The sequence below is a fragment of the Paenibacillus sp. E222 genome (assembly GCF_013401555.1).
Classification (GTDB): Bacteria; Bacillota; Bacilli; order Paenibacillales; family Paenibacillaceae; genus Paenibacillus.
Genome location: NZ_CP058552.1, coordinates 5,906,855 through 5,926,337, shown reverse-complemented (window position 1 = coordinate 5,926,337; position 19,483 = coordinate 5,906,855). Strand labels below are relative to the sequence as shown.

General features: G+C 36.0%; 28 protein-coding genes. All 28 read left to right on the top strand.

The features are described from left to right. Positions 1-110: 110 nt before the first annotated feature. Positions 111-677 (top strand): histidine phosphatase family protein, encoded by a 567-nt coding sequence (locus tag HW560_RS26190; RefSeq protein ID WP_090896295.1) that lies wholly within the window; start codon positions 111-113, stop codon positions 675-677. Positions 678-914: 237 nt separating this feature from the next. Next, the gene (locus HW560_RS26185) at positions 915-1,442 is read left to right on the top strand and encodes a YfiT family bacillithiol transferase (protein WP_179265125.1); all 528 of its coding nucleotides are present in this window, start codon (positions 915-917) and stop codon (positions 1,440-1,442) included. 268 nt (positions 1,443-1,710) lie between these two features. Further along, on the top strand, positions 1,711-2,817 hold the full coding sequence (locus HW560_RS26180) for a DUF3626 domain-containing protein (RefSeq protein WP_179265124.1): 1,107 nt from the start codon (positions 1,711-1,713) through the stop codon (positions 2,815-2,817). A 276-nt stretch (positions 2,818-3,093) separates the two neighbouring features. After that, complete coding sequence (locus HW560_RS26175; protein ID WP_179265123.1) at positions 3,094-3,612, top strand: phosphotransferase-like protein; 519 nt, start codon at positions 3,094-3,096, stop codon at positions 3,610-3,612. Between the two features lie 66 nt (positions 3,613-3,678). Further along, positions 3,679-4,617, top strand: a complete 939-nt coding sequence (locus HW560_RS26170) for a GNAT family N-acetyltransferase (RefSeq protein ID WP_257031445.1) — start codon at positions 3,679-3,681, stop codon at positions 4,615-4,617. A 203-nt stretch (positions 4,618-4,820) separates the two neighbouring features. After that, complete coding sequence (locus tag HW560_RS26165) at positions 4,821-5,582, top strand: class I SAM-dependent methyltransferase (RefSeq protein WP_179265122.1); 762 nt, start codon at positions 4,821-4,823, stop codon at positions 5,580-5,582. Positions 5,583-5,791: 209 nt separating this feature from the next. Beyond that, positions 5,792-6,016: a helix-turn-helix domain-containing protein gene (locus HW560_RS26160; RefSeq protein ID WP_090896328.1), complete on the top strand. Its 225-nt coding sequence runs from the start codon at positions 5,792-5,794 to the stop codon at positions 6,014-6,016. A 159-nt stretch (positions 6,017-6,175) separates the two neighbouring features. Next, complete coding sequence (locus HW560_RS26155; RefSeq protein ID WP_090896333.1) at positions 6,176-6,721, top strand: GNAT family N-acetyltransferase; 546 nt, start codon at positions 6,176-6,178, stop codon at positions 6,719-6,721. 163 nt (positions 6,722-6,884) lie between these two features. Continuing rightward, positions 6,885-7,994, top strand: a complete 1,110-nt coding sequence (locus HW560_RS26150; RefSeq protein ID WP_257031444.1) for a CHAP domain-containing protein — start codon at positions 6,885-6,887, stop codon at positions 7,992-7,994. Positions 7,995-8,011: 17 nt separating this feature from the next. Then, positions 8,012-8,482: a DUF5662 family protein gene (locus HW560_RS26145; RefSeq protein ID WP_257031443.1), complete on the top strand. Its 471-nt coding sequence runs from the start codon at positions 8,012-8,014 to the stop codon at positions 8,480-8,482. Positions 8,483-8,508: 26 nt separating this feature from the next. After that, positions 8,509-9,504, top strand: coding sequence for a serine hydrolase domain-containing protein (locus HW560_RS26140; protein ID WP_179265121.1), 996 nt, complete (start codon positions 8,509-8,511; stop codon positions 9,502-9,504). Between the two features lie 133 nt (positions 9,505-9,637). Continuing rightward, positions 9,638-10,162 carry a GNAT family N-acetyltransferase gene (locus HW560_RS26135; protein WP_179265120.1) on the top strand — a complete coding sequence of 175 codons (525 nt, stop codon included), beginning with the start codon at positions 9,638-9,640 and terminating at the stop codon, positions 10,160-10,162. Positions 10,163-10,324: 162 nt separating this feature from the next. Then, positions 10,325-10,873, top strand: a complete 549-nt coding sequence (locus HW560_RS26130) for a GNAT family N-acetyltransferase (RefSeq protein ID WP_179265119.1) — start codon at positions 10,325-10,327, stop codon at positions 10,871-10,873. A 26-nt stretch (positions 10,874-10,899) separates the two neighbouring features. Next, positions 10,900-11,400, top strand: coding sequence for a GNAT family N-acetyltransferase (locus tag HW560_RS26125; protein WP_090896351.1), 501 nt, complete (start codon positions 10,900-10,902; stop codon positions 11,398-11,400). Positions 11,401-11,418: 18 nt separating this feature from the next. Continuing rightward, positions 11,419-11,943: a P-loop nucleotide/nucleoside kinase family protein gene (locus HW560_RS26120; protein WP_179265118.1), complete on the top strand. Its 525-nt coding sequence runs from the start codon at positions 11,419-11,421 to the stop codon at positions 11,941-11,943. A gap of 106 nt (positions 11,944-12,049) precedes the next feature. Continuing rightward, positions 12,050-12,886, top strand: a complete 837-nt coding sequence (locus tag HW560_RS26115; RefSeq protein ID WP_257032070.1) for an aminoglycoside phosphotransferase family protein — start codon at positions 12,050-12,052, stop codon at positions 12,884-12,886. Between the two features lie 188 nt (positions 12,887-13,074). Further along, a complete protein-coding gene (locus tag HW560_RS26110) occupies positions 13,075-13,584 on the top strand; it encodes a DinB family protein (protein ID WP_179265116.1) in 510 nt (169 codons plus the stop codon). Between the two features lie 73 nt (positions 13,585-13,657). Further along, positions 13,658-14,110 carry a GNAT family N-acetyltransferase gene (locus HW560_RS26105; RefSeq protein ID WP_257031442.1) on the top strand — a complete coding sequence of 151 codons (453 nt, stop codon included), beginning with the start codon at positions 13,658-13,660 and terminating at the stop codon, positions 14,108-14,110. 103 nt (positions 14,111-14,213) lie between these two features. Then, positions 14,214-14,687 (top strand): GNAT family N-acetyltransferase, encoded by a 474-nt coding sequence (locus tag HW560_RS26100; RefSeq protein WP_090896367.1) that lies wholly within the window; start codon positions 14,214-14,216, stop codon positions 14,685-14,687. 206 nt (positions 14,688-14,893) lie between these two features. Then, a complete protein-coding gene (locus HW560_RS26095) occupies positions 14,894-15,670 on the top strand; it encodes an rRNA adenine N-6-methyltransferase family protein (RefSeq protein ID WP_179265115.1) in 777 nt (258 codons plus the stop codon). Between the two features lie 78 nt (positions 15,671-15,748). After that, complete coding sequence (locus tag HW560_RS26090; RefSeq protein WP_179265114.1) at positions 15,749-16,234, top strand: NUDIX hydrolase; 486 nt, start codon at positions 15,749-15,751, stop codon at positions 16,232-16,234. A gap of 15 nt (positions 16,235-16,249) precedes the next feature. Further along, positions 16,250-16,672, top strand: a complete 423-nt coding sequence (locus tag HW560_RS26085) for a GNAT family N-acetyltransferase (RefSeq protein WP_090896376.1) — start codon at positions 16,250-16,252, stop codon at positions 16,670-16,672. Positions 16,673-16,677: 5 nt separating this feature from the next. Continuing rightward, a complete protein-coding gene (locus HW560_RS26080; protein WP_143067012.1) occupies positions 16,678-16,902 on the top strand; it encodes a hypothetical protein in 225 nt (74 codons plus the stop codon). Between the two features lie 15 nt (positions 16,903-16,917). Beyond that, complete coding sequence (locus tag HW560_RS26075) at positions 16,918-17,340, top strand: DUF1801 domain-containing protein (protein WP_090896381.1); 423 nt, start codon at positions 16,918-16,920, stop codon at positions 17,338-17,340. Positions 17,341-17,373: 33 nt separating this feature from the next. Continuing rightward, entirely contained in the window at positions 17,374-17,790 is a 417-nt protein-coding gene (locus HW560_RS26070) for a GNAT family N-acetyltransferase (protein WP_179265113.1), read from the top strand. Positions 17,791-17,880: 90 nt separating this feature from the next. Then, positions 17,881-18,282 carry an NUDIX hydrolase gene (locus tag HW560_RS26065; RefSeq protein ID WP_090896392.1) on the top strand — a complete coding sequence of 134 codons (402 nt, stop codon included), beginning with the start codon at positions 17,881-17,883 and terminating at the stop codon, positions 18,280-18,282. A 105-nt stretch (positions 18,283-18,387) separates the two neighbouring features. Further along, positions 18,388-18,849: a GNAT family N-acetyltransferase gene (locus HW560_RS26060; RefSeq protein ID WP_179265112.1), complete on the top strand. Its 462-nt coding sequence runs from the start codon at positions 18,388-18,390 to the stop codon at positions 18,847-18,849. Positions 18,850-18,910: 61 nt separating this feature from the next. Beyond that, entirely contained in the window at positions 18,911-19,456 is a 546-nt protein-coding gene (locus HW560_RS26055) for a GNAT family N-acetyltransferase (protein ID WP_179265111.1), read from the top strand. Positions 19,457-19,483: the final 27 nt, after the last annotated feature.

Sequence of the window (19,483 nt, the reverse complement as noted above, 5' to 3'; positions counted from 1 at the left end):
CCCAGCATTCGCTGGGTCATGAATACAGGGGGGAATGGACGTCGCGAATATATCAACTTTATGTGAAATCATAGTGTGACATTTAATGAAAGCATCTAAAGGAGGCTTGTATGAAGACAATTATCTATATGGTTAGGCATGGAGAATCACCATACAACGAAGGAAATGAAAGAACAAGAGGGCTTACCCCAAAAGGAAAGATCGATATTGAAAAAGTAACGAAGTTACTTATAGGTGAAGGAATAGACATGATTATATCAAGTCCTTATACTCGAGCAATTCTGAGTGTTGAGGGATTGGCCGAAAACTTAAAGTTAGATATTAAAGTATTTGAAGATCTTAGAGAACGACATTTTGCATCTTATAATATTGAAAATGCAGAGTTAATGTCTAGTATCAGAGAGAGTTTTAACGATTTTGATTATACCTTGCCGGGTGGAGAGTCCAACGCTGATTGTCAGAAAAGAGCAATCTCAGTTCTAAAACCCTTTCTAAAAGAGAACAGAGGGAAGAAAATAGCCATCGGAACTCATGGTCTTGTAATGACTTTGATGATGAATCATTTTGATTCAGCTTTTGGTTTGGAGTTTTTGAATCAATTAAAGAAACCAGATATTTATAAAATGCAATTCGAAGACTTAGAATTAGAAGAAGTAACAAGAATGTGGAATGATTAGATCACCTAAGGTCATCAAGGAGGAATGTGACATCACTTGATAGCGCATTCACGCTGCGGAGGACAAGCTCCCTTTGGTCCCCCACGAAGCAATTCGGTGATGTATGATCAGGCAGACAACCCTGTGATGCCAAGTGGCGATCCACCCAGTCGAATACGCTACTTTAATCTTTTTGGGGAGTAGATACAACGATGTTATGCTTAATTTCTGACTGTTGAGGAAGGAGAAATAATTGAAGTGGACACAAATAAGCAGTATCCCATTGGACAATTTAGTCCACGTCATAACCTAACTTGTAAAGAACGATCAAATTTAATTCATCAGATTCCACTAATTACAAATACCTTAAATAAAATATACAAGAGCCTTGACTCTGATCAACTAAATACACCTTATCGTCCTGATGGGTGGACTATAAATCAAATCATTCATCATCTAGCTGATAATGATATGAATGCCTATATCAGGTTTAAGAGGGCATTAACTGAAGATGAGCCGCTAGCCAATTCATATCGAGAAGACCTATGGGCAGAACTCATAGATTACAGGAATATACCAATTGAAAATTCAATTCGACTGCTAGAAATACTCCACGAACGCTTTATTATTCTTCTCAATAATCTAACTCCTGATGACTTTCAGAGGAAGCTAAGAACCCAAGTTCTAGGCGTAATAACATTAGATATAGCACTTCAAAGGTTTATATGGCATAACCGCCATCACACTGCACAAATTGAATCACTAATCATATCAAAAGGTTGGTAAAATGGTAATTTGTAAGTTTTTTAAAGAAGACAACAACTACGCCTAACATCAGCGGCCCTTGGTCAACGCTCAACCGACTGTGAATCGAATTTAGCAAATACATCTGCACCAACTAACCGCATCGCGGTCGGCCCTTAAAAGGAGCCTTAAATCAGTAGGATGTCATGAATACCAGAAAGCTGAACAAAATAGATGAAATTCTAAGTCTAGTCAAAAACTATTATAGAGTAGATTGAGATCTCAATTTTAGAAAAAGGGGGTGATTCTTATGTCGAATAACAGACAACTTACAAGATCTCAGAACGCAGCAATTGAATATATAAGTCATTGCGCGAGATCCCAAAAAAGAGAAGCTCAAGCATCACTCAAAGAAATTTTCCAGTTATCAAATATTCCTTGGAGCACCTTTGAAGAAGCAGTTCATAAACTTAAATCCCATGCAAGGGTGGCTTTGCATTTTCATCCGGATCGTCCGGTTGTAGATATGAAAAGTGTGGCTCAATCTTTATTAGAGCAAGGGATCTATAAAAGTCAGTTCGAGACTTTCATATCCAATGGGAGCGTATCGGCTTATTCAGGTGGTGCACGGGATCTTTGGGAGGAAGAACTATTTGACGGAGCTTATCAGATAGAGGGTGTAACCAACTTTGAAAGGCCAAAGTATGGAGCTCTTCATTTGTTGTTACATCCGGATGGACCGTCTCCACGATTCGGATCTTGTTATTTTCTTTTAAAACCGAATGCTTTACATCGCTGTACGTTCACTTACGGAGGATCTCAAGATGCTCCAAAGGAAAAGGGGACACATGAGGAATTAGACGCTATTTTATCTGCGCTTTTTACGGATGCTTTCTTTCGGGATTATGCTATAGGAGAAAAAGATCTTACTCCTAAAAAATTGATAGATCAGCTATTGTACAATCTGGAACGTCCGTTAGAGGATCCGTCAAAACTGGCCCCACATCGAAATCTTAACCATTTCATCGAAACTCAAGTTCATGGAGATATATATCTTGAAGATGATGTGGAAGTTTTGGTTGCTGATCCATCGTTCAGAGGAACCGAAATAGGGAATTACTTAGAGCAAATCTGTATCAAATATTCCATTGAACTATTCTGGCATATGGGATTTGCGATGCGTGCAGAGGAAGTGCCCTCTGATTTTAGGGGTCCAACCATGCCATCATTAGCGAAGCGAATTGCAAGGAATGGTCACATCGACGCAAGTGTGATCGGGAATGCTGTCAACGATTTGAAACGCAATCCTGATCTCTGGTCTGACAGAGGTAATTACGAAGAAGTGCTTCAGGAATTAAAATACATGTGGCATATACTCGTTCGATATGGTAAATCGATTGATGATCAGAGTAATTAATTTTTACTGGAAATACTGGTTGAATCAGTGAAGGCAGAGTTGGGAAGTGCATTTTTAGTAGATCATAATACAGGAGCTGAACATGGAATAGATCTATTCTTCTGGATCGTAGTTATCTTTTAGGGAATTGGTATTTGTATTATATTCACGCATCGGAGCTTGTTGGCCCCATGGTTCGACCTATTAAAAACTCAAAATTTCATACAGGTCTATGTATTTTGCAATTCGAAGAATCATAGACACTCAAACATAACCCATGCAAAGGAAGATGAGAAAATGGATAAAGGGAAAATTATATTTCTGAATGGCGTAACCAGTTCAGGTAAAACTTCAATCGTAGAAGCGATGCAAAATTACGATGAACCCTTTTTTTATGTTGTGGCCAATGATCTTTTTGAAAATACGATTGGTGATAAACATTTGCAAACAGACTACTGGAAGTATTTAAGTGAAGCAATCATTCTAATGTATCATACAGCAAAATTATTTTCGGATCATGGAAAGAATGTTTTAATCGATGGGATACTTGTTGAAAGACCGGAATTAAAGCCACATTATGACAAAGTCCAAGATATATTTGATGGCTATCCTTTGGAGATCGTTGAGGTGTACTGCCCATTAGATCTTTGTCGTAAGCGAAATATAGAACGTGGTGACAGAAGAGAAGATCAATCTGATGAGCAAAATAAAATAATGTCGCAACGTATCCGTTATAGCTTTTCAGTCGATACGAGTTTGAATACGCCGGAAGAGTGTGCTCAAATGATTATCACATCACTATTCAAAAAACAATGATTGGAAATATCAGTTCAAGAAAGCAAAACACTTCAAACTTTCATTGAAGTGAGGAAGAAGTATGGGGTGGCCATTCGTTTTTATTATGAAGACATAAAAATATATATTATATGGGGGATTAAAATGAAGATTACTTTCAGAAATTTCAATGATTCTTTCTATGAACAAGTTTGTGATTTTTTGATTGAATTATCAACAGATGACCGTAGGCATATCAATTGGAACTGGGCAAGGTGGGAGTGGATGTTTTATCATCCTGAATTCAATCGAGATTTAATGGATAAGATCGGGTTGTGGTATTGTAATGACGAGTTAGTGGGTATAGCAACCTATGACCACTATTTTGGTGAAGCATTTTTTGCTACAAAACAAGGTTTTGAAGAATTGGAAAAAGATATATTAGAATATACCATAGCTACTTTCAGTAATGAAAATGGCCTTGGGATTGCGGTGAATGACAACGATACTCACACTCTAGATTTATTGCGCAGTAAAAAGTTTGTGGAGAATGATCTGACTGAAAACATACTTGAACTTACACTAGAGAATGTTAGCCTTGATTATGTAATTCCTGAAGGCGTAATACTAAAAAATATAGATATAGAAAATGACTTATATAAGCTTCATCATTTGTTATGGAAGGCATTTGACAACGAAGGATCTGTACCTACGGATGAAGCTACTATATGTAAGCAAAAAAGAATGTTGTCAGCAAGAAATATGAATTCATTCCTACATATTGTTGCTGAAAATGAAGACGGAGAGTACGTTGCTTATTGTGGCTTATGGTACAGTCAGAAAACGGATTATGTTTATGTTGAACCTGTATGTACAATTCCAGAGTATCGGCAGAAGGGGCTTGGAAAAGCAGTGGTATTGGAAGCCTTGAAAAGAGGTCACTCCTTAGGTGTTGAAAAAGCATATGTTATTTCGGATAGTTCTTTTTATAAATCAATAGGCTTTCAACAGCATTCTCATTATACTTTCTATTGGCATAAGATCTGATACTTTCTTAAGCCTCTCGAAAGAGTGGTTTGAATTATGAGATTAGAGAAGAACTTCGTAAGTTAATTCAATGATGGTTTCGACAATTAAAACAAAATCTTTGCTGCTCAAGGAGTGTTCACTGCAAGATCGATTGCGAAGAGGCATTAGTTAAAACGAATGCGCAACGAACAAAAATAAAATTATAAGAGGGGGTTATCAGGATGAATAAGCATATTGTTTATGAAACAAACAGCTCCTATTGGGATACAAAGGGAAATGACTTTTTAAGAGCAATCGTGCTTCCTTTTTATGGAGCATTTGTAACAGAGGAAAAATGCCAACTTTTTGGCGATGTCTCAGGAAAAAAGATGTTAGAGATTGGTTGTGGAGATGGTCAGTCTTTGCAATATCAGGGAGAGCGTAAAGCAGCGGAACTATGGGGGATGGATATATCGGAAAAACAAATTGAAAAGGCAACGCAACATTTGAAAACGTGTGGTCTTTCAGCAAAATTGATCTGTTCTCCCATGGAAGAAGAATGTAACATTCCCGTGGATTATTTTGACTTTGTTTATTCGATTTACGCTGTAGGCTGGACAACCGATCTTGAAGGAACTTTTCGTCGGATCGCTTCTTATTTAAAAAAAGATGGCATATTTATTTTCAGTTGGTCGCATCCAATTCACAAATGTGTTGTTGAAGAAAATAATAGATTTTCTTTTAACAAGTCTTATTTTGATGAATCTTGGTATTCGGTCGCTCCTGATTTTGTTCAAGGCGAGCTAACTTTGTCTGATCGTAAACTATCAACCTATATCAATGCGTTAGCGAAAGCAGGGTTTGTCATTGAACAAATGATTGAAGAAACCGATCAGGAAATAATCCAACTGCATGATGAAAATAATGATCTCGTAAAAAGAGCGAAGATGTTTCCTGTAACCTTTGTTATCAAAGCAAGAAACTGTTCTGATAGTTCAGTGTAGAGTAATTCCAGACGTATTCTTATAAGTGGTTCAACTAGTGAATCTAATGTATTAACCATTGACACTCCTCCTAATTAACTCTATAGAGTTATTATATAACCTCAAAGAGTTAATTACAAGGTGGATTTTTAACTTTATAGAGTTATTAGTTCTCTTTTCATTGATGATTGCTGATATGGGAGATAAGATGGAATTATGGAGGGGAAAAGATGACCGTAATCAAGTGCAATATAAGAGGACTCATGGCAGAACATCGAATCGATGATATAACAGAATTGATGGCGAAATCCGGCTTAAGTAGGAATTCAATCAATAAGTTATACCGGGAAACCAATATAGAAACAACTAAATTAGAAACCTTATTTAAGCTATGCGATACATTTAACTGCAAGTTATCTGATTTGATTGAATATGTACCTGGAGAAAATAGATAGCGAAGGTAGATTCAAGAAGTGTTTTTGTCGTTTAACATTATAATCAAGCAGCGGCTCCATTGGAGCCTTGGTCTGCTGTAGGATTTTGTGGAGTTGCTTTAGTAGATACGCTCAGCTAGCTATATCAGACAATACATAGAAATAAAGGAGAGCGAAACAATGTTTAAATATGAAATTGATGAATCTTCTTATTTATCGCTATTGGAAATTAAAGATGCAGAACAATTATATAATTTGATTAACAGTAATAGGGATCATATAGGTGAGTGGTTGAAGTTTCCTAGTATTACTGTAGAAGCGGATGATTCAAAAACCTTTATAGAAAGAACACGGATAAGATATGCCAAGGAAGAGGGTTACTGGTTAGGAATATGGAGTGAGGATAAACTTGTGGGTTCTATTGGTTACTTATATCTAGATCAAGAGAACAAAAAAACTGAAATCGGATATTGGCTAGGTAAAGAATATGAGGGTAAGGGATTAATTACTAAATCTATTAAAGTACTAATAAATCATGCTTTTGACGAACTGAAATTAAATAAAATTGAAATAGGAGTAGCTACAAACAATTTAAAGAGCCGTGCAATTCCTGAGAAATTAGGGTTTAAACGTGAAGGTGAACTAAGAGATTACGAGTATATCAATGGAAGGTTTCTAGATAGAATAATCTATGGATTGAAAGCTAATGAATGGATATCGGAATAGTGTTTTTTTTATAGAAAGCATCGCATCATCTGAGATTAAATTCTACGATTGGGCTTATGCCTCTGTCGTTCAATTAACAATCTAGGAATTTGATCCTGACGACACGCGAGCCGACCTAAGGTAGTAGCTATTTAAACCTAATTTAGTGACAGGAGGCGAAAGTTTGATTTCTGAGAAAAAGCTTAAACGGGTTGAACTTGTTCGTGCTCTTGTTCTTGAAACGCTACTTACCACAGTGAATACCTCCAAGAATGAAGAAGCATTGTTTAATCTTTTCGGGGTTTCTAGCTTTGCTTCTTTACTTGCCATACGAAGACAACAAAATTCGGAAATTGCTGCGATCGCAGGGTTGCTCCATGATTTTTATTTCTATAAAATCGGCATAAAATACTTCCCTGGTCCTAACAGTGCAGATTCGGTAAGACCGATTTTGCGTAGCACCCAAATCTTTACCGACGAAGAGCTATCTGTCATTCTTCGATCGATCTTTTATCAAAAAGATAAACATCGGGTCCATGGACCGTATGAAGAAATTATTAAAGACGCCATACTTATACAGATGTATGTTCAGAATCCGGAGGATCTTTTTTCTGATATTGAGATAAATAGATTACAAAAAGGTTTTGTTGAATTAGGGATTCCGATCGAACAGGTAGAGGTGAAGTGCAAGAGTAACAGAGGAACGATAAACAAAAGAACGATAAACAGAGGAACTGAAGATAGACGTCTTAATTTGGCTGAAATTGCGGAAGCGCTTGCAGGTCAAAGGGTTATGGGAATTCCAGAGGATGAAGGCTATCGGGAAATATGCAAGTACTGGCCTGACTCGGATATCTATAAAGTACTGGAATCAAATTGGTGTGCCGCATTCGTATATCATTGCTGTATGCAGGCTGGCATCATACTCCCTATTCGATACCCGAATCACAATTATCGATTAGCTGGGGTTGGCGCGTGGTTAGATTGGGCTCAGCTACCTGAAACAAATTTTTTATATCAAGATGGATACCAGGGTTTTAAACCAAAGCGTGGTGATATTGTCATTTTTGAAAAGCTTCTATCCGATAATTCTCATGATCATATTGGAATTGTTTTGGCATGTGAGGGAAACCGATTATTGGTTGCAGAAGGTAACAAAGACAATAAAAACTTTTCCAGCGTTTTTTACAGGGATAGGGAACATTGTATTTACGGATATATACGTATAGACGACAGCTATCAATTTCATTTTGACGGGGAATATATACCGATTGTTTCTAAATTGAGTAAGTAACTTTAAAACCGAAGGAGATGGTCACTATCCTCCTAGTATATTGGCGGTATTTTCTTTATGTTTTGGATCATAAATTAAACGTTCTTATCGAATGTTGGACAGAAGGATTATATCTTCAAGGAATAATCCATGACATGTCTAAATTCTCTCCTAACGAATTTTTTCCTTATGCACGTAAATTCTATTCAAATCAGAAGGACGAGGATACCGAGGTGATGTGGAAGAATGCTTGGCTGCACCATCAAAATCATAATAAACACCACTGGGAATATTGGATAGTAAATAAAAATACTAGAGAAGCCTTACCAATGCCAAAGAAATATTTGATAGAAATGGTATGTGACTGGCGGGCTTTCTCAAGAAAATGGGGGCGTAAAGTTAAAGAAACTAATTTACCAGAAAGAATGATGACATCTGAAAGTATAATATTACACCCAAAGACAAGGGAAGAACTTGAAAATTTCATGAAGAAAAAACAACAACAATAAACATAGTGAAGAAGGTGCACCTTTCATTGCTTAACCTAAAAATATCAAATAATAAAGCATTCATTGAACTGAATGATTATGTCTCACAGGTAAAGAATAAAATATCTGCTACCGCTGCTGCGACATATATTATTCATAATGATCGTATCGTGAATGAATGGTACTCAGGAGTACATGACAATTCTAAACATAGTCGATTAGTTGATGAGGAATCACAATTTAATGTTGCTTCAGTTCGAAAAACATTTTTAGGATTTGCTATTAGTCTTGCATTATATGAAGGTAAGGTCAGAAGTATAGATGATCTTGTTGTGGACTACTTGAATGAGTTAGATAGGGAAGCACTAAGGCATATAACAATACGACATTTGTTAACCCACACTCATGGTTTAGGTGATCTGCATAATAGATTGTTTCTTCAAGGAACCGACTGGAAGTACAATAATACAGGTGTTAATCTGCTTATTGAGATTATTCGGAAAGTATATAAAATCCCATTATCACAATTACTCGAAGAGCGTTTATTCTCACCTATGGGCTTTAGCCAAACAGGATGGAGAAAGGAAAATAATGAAAAATTAGTATGGCTTAATGAACAATATAAGGATGATCAAGGTAACCAAGCCAACTTATTTATGAGCACAAAGGAACTGGCATATTGGGGTTATCTGCATTTGAATAAGGGAGCTATAAACGGGAAGCAGATACTTCCTAAAGAAATATTTGAGCAAACAACCACTATAATTAGTCCTCCTGATCTGGAACAACAATTGCCGAGAAACGGTTTTTTTTGGTTTGTGCAAGATGAACCACGGTCTAATACAGAATTAGGTGATAAACTTCCAGACGGTTCTTTTCAGTCTCTGGGTGCCACTGGATGTGCCTGTCTTGTCATTCCTAAGTGTAAAACTGTAGCGATAAGAATGTATAATCAGACTGAACAAAATCCGTTGGGGTACAATTATCTTGAGGATATCAAAACATTTGGGAATTTGGTCTGTAAGTACATAGAAGATCTATAAACCGTGAACTTGGCTTAAATGATAATGATATATTTTTACTGGATAAGAATATATGTTCTGGTATAATTGAATTAAGAATAGTAAATCTCTTCCTCTAAATTTGGTTACAAATAAAAACAGTGAGGTGAGTGAGATGGAACAAAGGAATGCGTCAGAGGTAAGAATTGAACTATGGGACGAAGGAGATCTAGATTTGCATCGCCGATTAAATTCGCCTGAGATGACAGTACACTTCGGAGGACCAGAGACTGAGGAGAAAATTCTAGCTCGTCATAAGCGCTATTATGAAATCGCCCAAAATGGAACAGGGAAAATGTTTAAGATTCTCTTACTTCCGCATCTTGAAGTCGTGGGTAGTGTAGGGTATTGGGATCAGACGTGGAAAGAGGAATCTATTTTCGAGATAGGTTGGAGTGTTTTGTCGGAATATCAAGGTAGAGGAATAGCGACAGAAGCAACAGCAAAAGCCATAGCTTCTATCCGTTCTGAAAAGAAGAAACATAAATTCATTCACGCTTTTCCTAAAACCAAGAATCCCGCTTCAAATGCCATTTGTCGCAAGCTGGGCTTTTCGTATATTGGCGAGTGTGATTTTGAATACCCTATTGGGACTACCATACGATGTAATGACTGGAGATTGGCAGTCGAGGAAAATTAAGATCAAGAGCATGGAGGGGGATTTTAAATCAGAAGCATGGCTTTCTCCATATTTCAGGGCAGATGAGAGACCATCTGTTTTTTTTTTGCTTGATTTACTTCATATATGTAATAATATGGTTAGCGCTGAGTGAAACTACTTAAACCATTAAGGAGAACTAAAATGTCTCAGTTTCCCGAATTAGAAACAAAAAGACTTGTATTAAGAGAGCTAACACAGAATGATTCCACAGAACTATTTCAATTTTTTTCATTGGATGAAGTTACGAAGTTTTATGATGTGGAGAGTTTTACAACCATTAAACAAGCAGAAGAATTAATTCAAAGATGGAATGAAAGATATGAAACAGGTCAAGTCATTCGTTGGGGAATCACTTTGAAGTCGGAAAACAAAGTAATTGGAACATGTGGCTGTCATGGCTGGATGAAAAATCATTATAAAGCTGTCATTGGATATGAACTAACACCAGAATATTGGCATCAAGGTTTTATGACCGAGGTAGTTGAAAAGGTAATTGAATATGGATTTAATAAGCTTGGCTTAAACCGAATTGAAGCATTTGTAGAACCAGAGAATGTGGGATCAAGAAAGGTTCTTGAGAAAATCGGCTTCAGAGAAGAAGGCATATTGAAGGAAAATTTTTATTGGAAGAATCGATTTGTTGATAATGCCATTTATGCATTTCTTAAGAAAGACTATAAAGTGCATTAATAACTAAACGAAAGAAGGATAACTTGATGATTACAATTAGATTTGTCTCAAATGAGGATATCCCACACATTCAATCCATAGCTCAAGAAACATGGAATTATACTTATAAAGGCATATACTCCGAAGCCTACATACAAAATTTTCTAAGTAGAGCATATTCAGATGAGAATTTAAGTCGATCTGTCGAGAGAGAGCTTCAAAGTGCCAAACGGCATTTTTTAATAGCTGAATTTAATGGCAAAGTCGTTGGATATGCTCAAACAAGACAAGTGAAAGAAGAAGAATACGAATTGCTAAGAATCTATATACGCCCTGAATATCACAAAATGGGAATAGGTAAAGAGTTCATTCAGAGATTCACTCAAGTTTTAAAGCCAATAAATAAACTGTTTGCCTGGGTAGGGAAAGAGAATCATAGAGGAAGGGCATTTTATGAGAAAAGTGGATTTAAAGAAATAGAAGAAATGATCGAAACCATAGAAGGGCACAGTAAAACGCAAGTTAAATATGAATTGGATATTTCGTAGGGAAAGGTGGGTTCATCAATGTTTTTTCTTCAAATGTCGGGATTTCCTGGTTCTGGTAAGTCGACTCTTTCAAGACGGATCGCTAAAATAACGGGTGCCATAATTATTGATCATGATATCTCAAAGTCTTCCATATTACAATCCATTGGGAATAGTAATTTAGAATTAAAAGTTCTAGGTATGACTTCATATAATATTGATTGGGCCCTGATAGAGTTTTATCTCTCCCAAAGCTATGACGTAATATTCGATAGCCCATGCTTTTATCCTGAGATGATTGAAAGAGGTTCATCATTAAGTAAGAAGTATAATGCTAAATATAAGTACGTTGAATGTTACCTGAATGACTATCATGAAATAAGTAAAAGATTACAAAATCGAGAACGGATGATAAGTCAGATTTCGGGCACATCTGAAGAAGAGTTTAGAAAAAATATTAATGAAAGTAAGAGACCTAATGATATTCCATGTTTGCTTGTTGATTCGTCACAACCTATAGAGATGTATTTAAATAAAGTTTTAAATTATATTGATGAACAATAAGTGATATCTCGTGAAATCGAAGATCCAATGAGAAAAAAATGCAAACGCTTTAAAACATTTTCCAAGTCGTGATTCTAAAAATAAAGAAAGAAGGCTGAATTTGAAGGTGCATGACATCTTATTACATAAATTTCAATATCGTAAATTGACTGAGCTTACCGGAGGTTACACCAACAGCAGTATATTACTTGAGGGATCAGATCCTCTGGTCGTAGCAAAGATTTTCAATGCTCATAATCGTGATGCGATAACAGAAATTAACTGTTTAACCCTATTGAATAATTCAGGTGTGTCGCCAAAGATTCATGATTATTTTGAAGACAACGATTCACAGTACATTATTATGGACTATGTGCACGGAATTAACAGCCAGATATTTCTTGATGATGGAGACATTCGCAAAGCTAAGGCAATCTACAAGTTACTTGGAATTCATCTTGCAAAAGATATTCACTCATTAAAATGGAGAGAGGTTGACTTTGACCTGCCAATCATAGAACTAATAAATATTGATATTGATGCTCTTAACTATGTATCGAATGATCAAAAGGAACAAGTGAAACAGATACTTAATGTATCAGTTATAGGGGAGAAAACCTTAATCCATGGAGATTATGGGCCGCATAATGCAATTTTATCTAATAAATTAATATCTATTATTGATTGGGAGTGGGCGGGCTGGGGGAATCCACTGCAAGATGTCGCATGGGTAATATGGTTTGTACATTTACATTATCCAAACTTCGCTCGTGAGTTGTCTGAGATTTTTATTAATGCGTATAGTAAATTTTCAGATCTTAAGATTACCAATGAATTAGTGAAGGTATACTCAGTTTCAAGAGTAATTAATGTTTTAGATCGGATAAAGTACACAAATGAAGAAGTGAAAAATGAATGGCTAAGAAGATTGGAATGGACATTGGAAACCAATTTTGTAGGATAATTATATTGAATTCTAAAAAAAGATTACGATGAAACTACGCTTAATCTAACAGCAGCGAGTATAAGTAATCGATCCGTTTGCTGAACAACAACGTTATAGAATATCAGCGCAAGGATGCAATGAGTTAAAGAAAATACTTTTTCGGTTGTTTGGTAGATTAGATAAAAACCATAGATCGGAGTGTGCTCATGGAAATTGAATTAGAAGTAATTCAGAGTATGTTAATTAAATTTAAGTCTGAAAGAAAATGGACACTCCAGGCTATCTCACAATTATCAGAAGAAGATATCACATGGTCACCAAATCAAGAAAGTAATAGTATTGCAAATTTGGTTGCACATATAAGAGGTTGTGTTCACTCAAGAATTGAAACGATATTTTATGATATTGCTGATTCAAGAGACAGGGATAAGGAGTTTGAATATGAGCTTAAAATGTCGATAGAAGAAGCCTATAACATGACTAAGGAATCATTCGATATTATCATTCAATATCTTGAATACCTCAGTTTCAACCCAAGCTTGTTGTTATCTCAACCTTTCATTAATCGTCCCCCTCTTACATTCAGTCAAGTAAATAATGAAACAACGGTTTTGAATCTAATGATAGCAATGGTAAGAGAAATTCATTATCACACGGGTCAAATCATATATGCAGCCAAAACAAGGAAAGGACAGCTAGTTTGGCAATACGATTGATATCAACAGAACGCAATAGAAAACGTCTAATCCAAAAAAGGAGATGGTACCTATCTATTCTTATAGATCTCTAATGAATGAAGACTTAAAAAGTATAAGTTCTTTTCCTCAGTCAAAGGAAGAATTGTTTTATATTAGTCCTCGGTTTAAATATCCTTTAACACCAGATCAAATATTAAAGCTTCTTGAGAATCGATACGAACCAACAGTTATTGTTGATGAGGAGTCAGGTCAAGTTGTAGCTTATGCCAATTTATATGACTATAAAGATGATGTATGTTGGTTAGGCAACGTTATTGTATCGAAGGATTTTAGAGGAAAAGGTGCTGCTAATTATTTGTTGAAAACGATGATAATGAAGGCGAAATCGATTTATAAAGTTAAAGACTTATTATTATCATGTCATAGCACGAACTCAAGAGGACTAGCATTTTATTACAAGCAAGGATTTAAACCTATTGATATGCGAATAACGGATTTAGATGAACAAAAAATAATAACTTTACTAATGAAGTTAGAGATTTAGAATGCATTCAAGAAGAACGAAACCGCATATTATACGTGTAATGTTGGGAACTAACATAGAAGCAGAACATTAAATTAGCTTTAATAACGGAGGATGATATGAAATGGAAATCTCATTATCCAAAGCAGGTCTTAAGGAAGCTTCAATCATTCACGAAATGCAAATAAAAGCATTCATGCCTCTATTAAATAAATATAAAGACTATCAAACAAGCCCAGCAAATCAAACGGTAGAACAAATAGAAGATCGAATAAATCAAAGCTATACCGATTATTACCTAATAAGAGAAGCAAATATTCCTGTGGGGGCCATTAGAATAGTAAAAAAGGAGAATAAAATCTATCGAGTAAGCCCTGTATTTATTTTACCCGACTACCAAGGGAGAGGGATTGCACAAAAAGTATTTTCAATGATTGAAGATAGGTACAGCGATGCGAGAATATGGGAGTTGGCTACAATCTCAGAAGAGCAGAGGAATTGTTACCTTTATGAGAAATTAGGATATAGACAGAAGGGAGATACGAAACAAATTAACGACAAGATGACAATTGTGATTTATGAAAAACGTATGACCTAGGTTATCAAGAAAAAATCAAAGACTATATCGATGCGCGTGAAGGCTAACAAAATTGTATAACGTAATATTCAAGCTTTGGTCCTGACGGAAGTTTGATCTGAGGGATGGAGATTGGAAAGTATCTCAATTGAGACCCCTTTTTAGGGTTCATAGATACAGAAACGTTATTGGAAATAACCAAAATCATAATAAAGGGAGTATGACCAGTGGAGAGTAAAGAGACGTTTAATTGTATTGCTAGTGAATATGAAAAATATAGACCCACCTACCCAAATGAAATGTTTGACGATATTTTCAATTATTCAAATGTAGTAAAAGAAGATAAAATTCTTGAAATCGGTTGCGGAACTGGACAAGCAACAAGTGGATTAGTTAATAGAGAATATAAAAATATTACATGTATTGAATTGGGGGATAAATTAGCCCATCTCACTGCAGAAAAATTCAAATCCTATACATCTCTTAAAGTGATCAATACATCGTTCGAAGATTGGGACGGTGAAGGTAATCCTTTTAAATTAGCAGTTTCGGGTACTGCATTTCATTTTATTGATCCTCAGTTTGGTTACCGCAGAGTGTGGGAGTTACTTGAGGATTCAGGTGCAATTGGTTTCTTCTGGACCATTCATGTGCCAATGTACGATGAGATCCATAATGAAATACGATCTCACTATAAAGAGTTTGCACCACATTTGGACGATTCAACATTACAAACACCTGAAGAAACTATAAATGAAAGAAAAGCGATCACTGAAGGAACAGGTAATTTTAAAAGTATAGAAGTCAAAGAATATAGCCAAATCCTTTCATATACAAGCAGCGATTATATTTCTTTGCTTAATACCAATTCAAAGCATAGGCAACTGTCTGAATCGGACAGAAACAATTTGTTAAATAGAATCAAAAATTCTATTGATAGATCAGGTGGATATATTTTTAAAGACCATAGAGTTGCTTTGTTTTTAGGAAAGAAGTTGAAGTAACTCAAAGTATTCATTTCGAAATGTGACAACGATATAAACACTATAAAGAAAATTTGAAACTAATAAAGGACTGGTTGCATGTTCTATGTTAATTCAAGAGCGATCATTGAAAGATCTGGTAACGAAGCAACGGAGATTGTCATACAAAAAAGAACAAAGACAGATTCCTCTTTTCAGTTTGAACTTCCTGGAGGTAGAATTGAACCGTTTGAATCGTTAGTCCAAGCTCTGGTAAGAGAGGTTAAAGAAGAAACTGGATTAAATGTGTATGAAATAGAAGGCACTGAAACAAGAATTGATACGAGTGGAATTAATCCTGAATTTGAAGTGGAGTGTCTTAGACCATTCGCAGCTTATCAAACCATTAAGGGACCAATTGATTCCGTTGGATATTATTTTAGATGTAAGGCAAGTGGAGATTTGTTAGAAGCTGGTGACGAAACAAAAGATATTCAATGGATTGATATTAAGAAACTAAATAAATTATTTATGGAGAACCCATTAGATTTTTCCGACGTTGATCGTGCTGGAATTAAGTATTACCTGAATTATCAAGGATTTTGAGAGGAGCTGGGATTGATGGATTTTATATATGGAAAATATCTTATCAGTGATAACAAAGAACTTATGGATATCCCTGCGGTAAAGGGTTTCTTAGCTAGAAGCTATTGGGCCAATAAGAGATCCGATGAAAAAATTGAGAAGTCCATCCATTCTTCAGTATGTTTTGGGATTTATAAGGAAGAAATTCAAGTTGGTTTTGCAAGGGTTGTCACAGATGATGCGACAATGTATTGGCTTTGTGATGTTTTTATTCATGAGGAATATAGGGGCCAAGGACTTGGTAAGAAACTAATTGAAGTGATAACACAATCGGATCGCTTTAAAGATTTAATGGGGTTACTCGGAACATTAGATGCACATGAATTATATGAACAATATCAATTTAATAGAAATAGTGAACGCTTCATGATAAGACTTCCTGATTATTTGAGGGCGTGATGACTATGAAGAAAGCTATTTATTTTCTTTCTTTGACCATTGGAATAGTTTTTATAGCCCTTGGAGTAATACCAGCTATCTTTGCCTATCCCTACAGTGATGAACCAAACTCCGGGCCGGCAAGCTTTTGGGAACTGATTCTAATCATTAGTTACGAACAATGGATATTGTTTCTGATTGTTGGTCTGATATTAAGTCTTTTTCCTGCGTTAAAGCTACGAAAGACATGAAGGGAGATTTTATCAATGTACAAACTTAAAACAAAAGAAACAGACAACAGTGTCATTGAGTTTATTGAAAGTGTTGAGAATCCCAAAAAGCGTGAAGACGCGTATCAACTACTGGATATTTTCACTGAAACAACAGGGTACAAAGCAAAGATGTGGGGACCGAGTATTATCGGATTTGGTGCTTATCATTATAAATATGTTTCTGGTCACGAAGGAGATGCACCATTGGTGGGCTTTTCTCCCCGAAAAGCAAAAATCAGTTTGTATTTTGCGACAGGTGATGCAGAGCGAGAGGATCTATTAAGGGACTTTGGAAAACATACTACAGGAAAAGCTTGTGTTTACATCAATAAAGTTGCAGATATCGATACAGATGTATTAAAAGCGTTGATCAACCAATCCATCAGGTTTTTGAAAGAAACCTATCCGGATCATTAATTCCTGTTCGCTATTATTATTGGAGGTTACGTGATGCAAGAAGAGAACATTCATATACGATGGGCGAACGGAAATGATGCAGAGGACCTTCTTAAGCTCAATGATGCTTTTAATGGAGTAGGTACAACCTTAGAAGAAGTAAAAGAGAGCCTTGCTTTATCTAATGAGTTGATTGACGGCCAGGCAGTTGGATTTGCTTGTGCTCAATATTTTAAATCTTTTTGTTATCGTGGACTCCAGGGAGAAATCACAGAAATGTATATTGCCGAAGTTGCCCGGAGAAGAGGATTGGCTACGTTGCTAATTGCTTTTATAGAGGAGGAACTTAGAGAACGAGGTGTTACCAGTGTAAAGATTCTGACAGGCCAAAGAAATGAAAGGGCTATAAAGACATACGTAAAATCAAACTATGCCAGAACGGAAGAAGTATTGCTACAAAAGAAACTATGAACGACAAAGATATTGGATATCTAGAGGGAATTTAAAATGTGGATTAGATATGGGGCTATGAAATCTAAATCTTGAGAAGGAGGACTTTAAATGAAATTTATTGTGTCTGCAAGTGTGATTGTCCTTAATGAGAACGATGAAATCTTACTTATGAAGGGAAGGAGAGGTTGGGAAATGCCTCAAGGCTGTGTGGAAGAAGGTGAGACCATCACACAAGCTGCTATTCGAGAGGTGAAGGAAGAGACTGGAATTGATATTGAACTTATTAAGTTTTGTGGCCTATATCAGAATACTACGCGGGGAGTATGTAACCATATATTCACTGGAAAACCGATTGGAGGAACTCTAACTACAAGTAGTGAAAGTGATGAGGTTGGTTTTTTTACACTAGAACAAGCCAATGAAATGATAACCTGGGGGAATTTCAAGGAGAGAATTCACAAAGCATTGGATGAGAGCACTCATCCCATTCTAGTTGAGTTCTCTGAATAACATATGGGTGAAGGTATCTTGAATCATAGCAAAACAATATGGACTCAAGTAAGTCATTAAACTACTCCAACGAAATATAATTCGGCAAACGAAAGGGATATTTGAATGAATCCAATTACTATAGAGCCAATCGATAAAACGAATTGGGAAGAAGCGATCGCAATATCTCTACTTGAAACGCAAGTCAATCTTGTTCCGACGGTCATCGAATCTTTAGCATATGCCTACGTGAAACCTTGGGATGCAGCTTTTGATCCATATCTTTTGCGCAAAGGCGATAAAGCTTTCGGTTTTTTCTATTTATCCTACACACCAGCTAGTACTGATAATTATTGGATTGGAGGATTTCAAATAGATAAGAACTATCAAGGAAAAGGATTAGGAAGGAAATCACTTTATACGATACTGGAAAGTATTCAGGATAAGCATCCACAATGCCAAATCATCTCACTAACCGCAGAAAAAAGTAATGCTCATGCAAGAGCGTTATATGAGAAGATAGGATTTATTGATCAGGCATTTGAAATTCAGGATGGTGAAGTAGTATATAAAATAAAATTGAAATAAGCAGAAATCAGTCATTTTGAAGGTGCAATGATCCATTTTAATAAAAAAAGGTGGGGATAGTATGGTGTACGACGATCTCAATAAAACGATGACCACAGAGAGGTTGCTGTTAAGATTATTTACGAAAGCAGATGCTGAAACCGTTACGAGACTATGTAATGACTACAACATTTATAAAAGTACCCTCACATTACCCTACCCATATACATTAGATTGTGCATTGTCTTGGATAGAGCGCCATAACGAAAATTTTAATGCGGATAAATGTTATGAATTTGCTATTTGTGATCGGAAAACAGGTGATTTATACGGGGCAATAGCATTATCTAATCAACAACGTTACGATAACGGGGAGTTATCTTATTGGGTGGGTCATCCGTTTTGGGGAAAAGGTTATGCAACGGAAGCGGCTAAAGCCATGTTAGACTTCGCTTTTGATGTGAAAAAATATCATAAGGTATATGCGCGACACTTTGCTTCTAACCCGGCATCCGGACAAGTTATACAGAAGATTGGCATGATAAAAGAAGGCGTACTGAGGGATCATGTCAAGAAAGAAGGTCGATATGAGGATCTGATTTACTACGGAGTAGTAGAAATAAAGTGAAAAAATAAAGTTCAACCCAATGCGGAG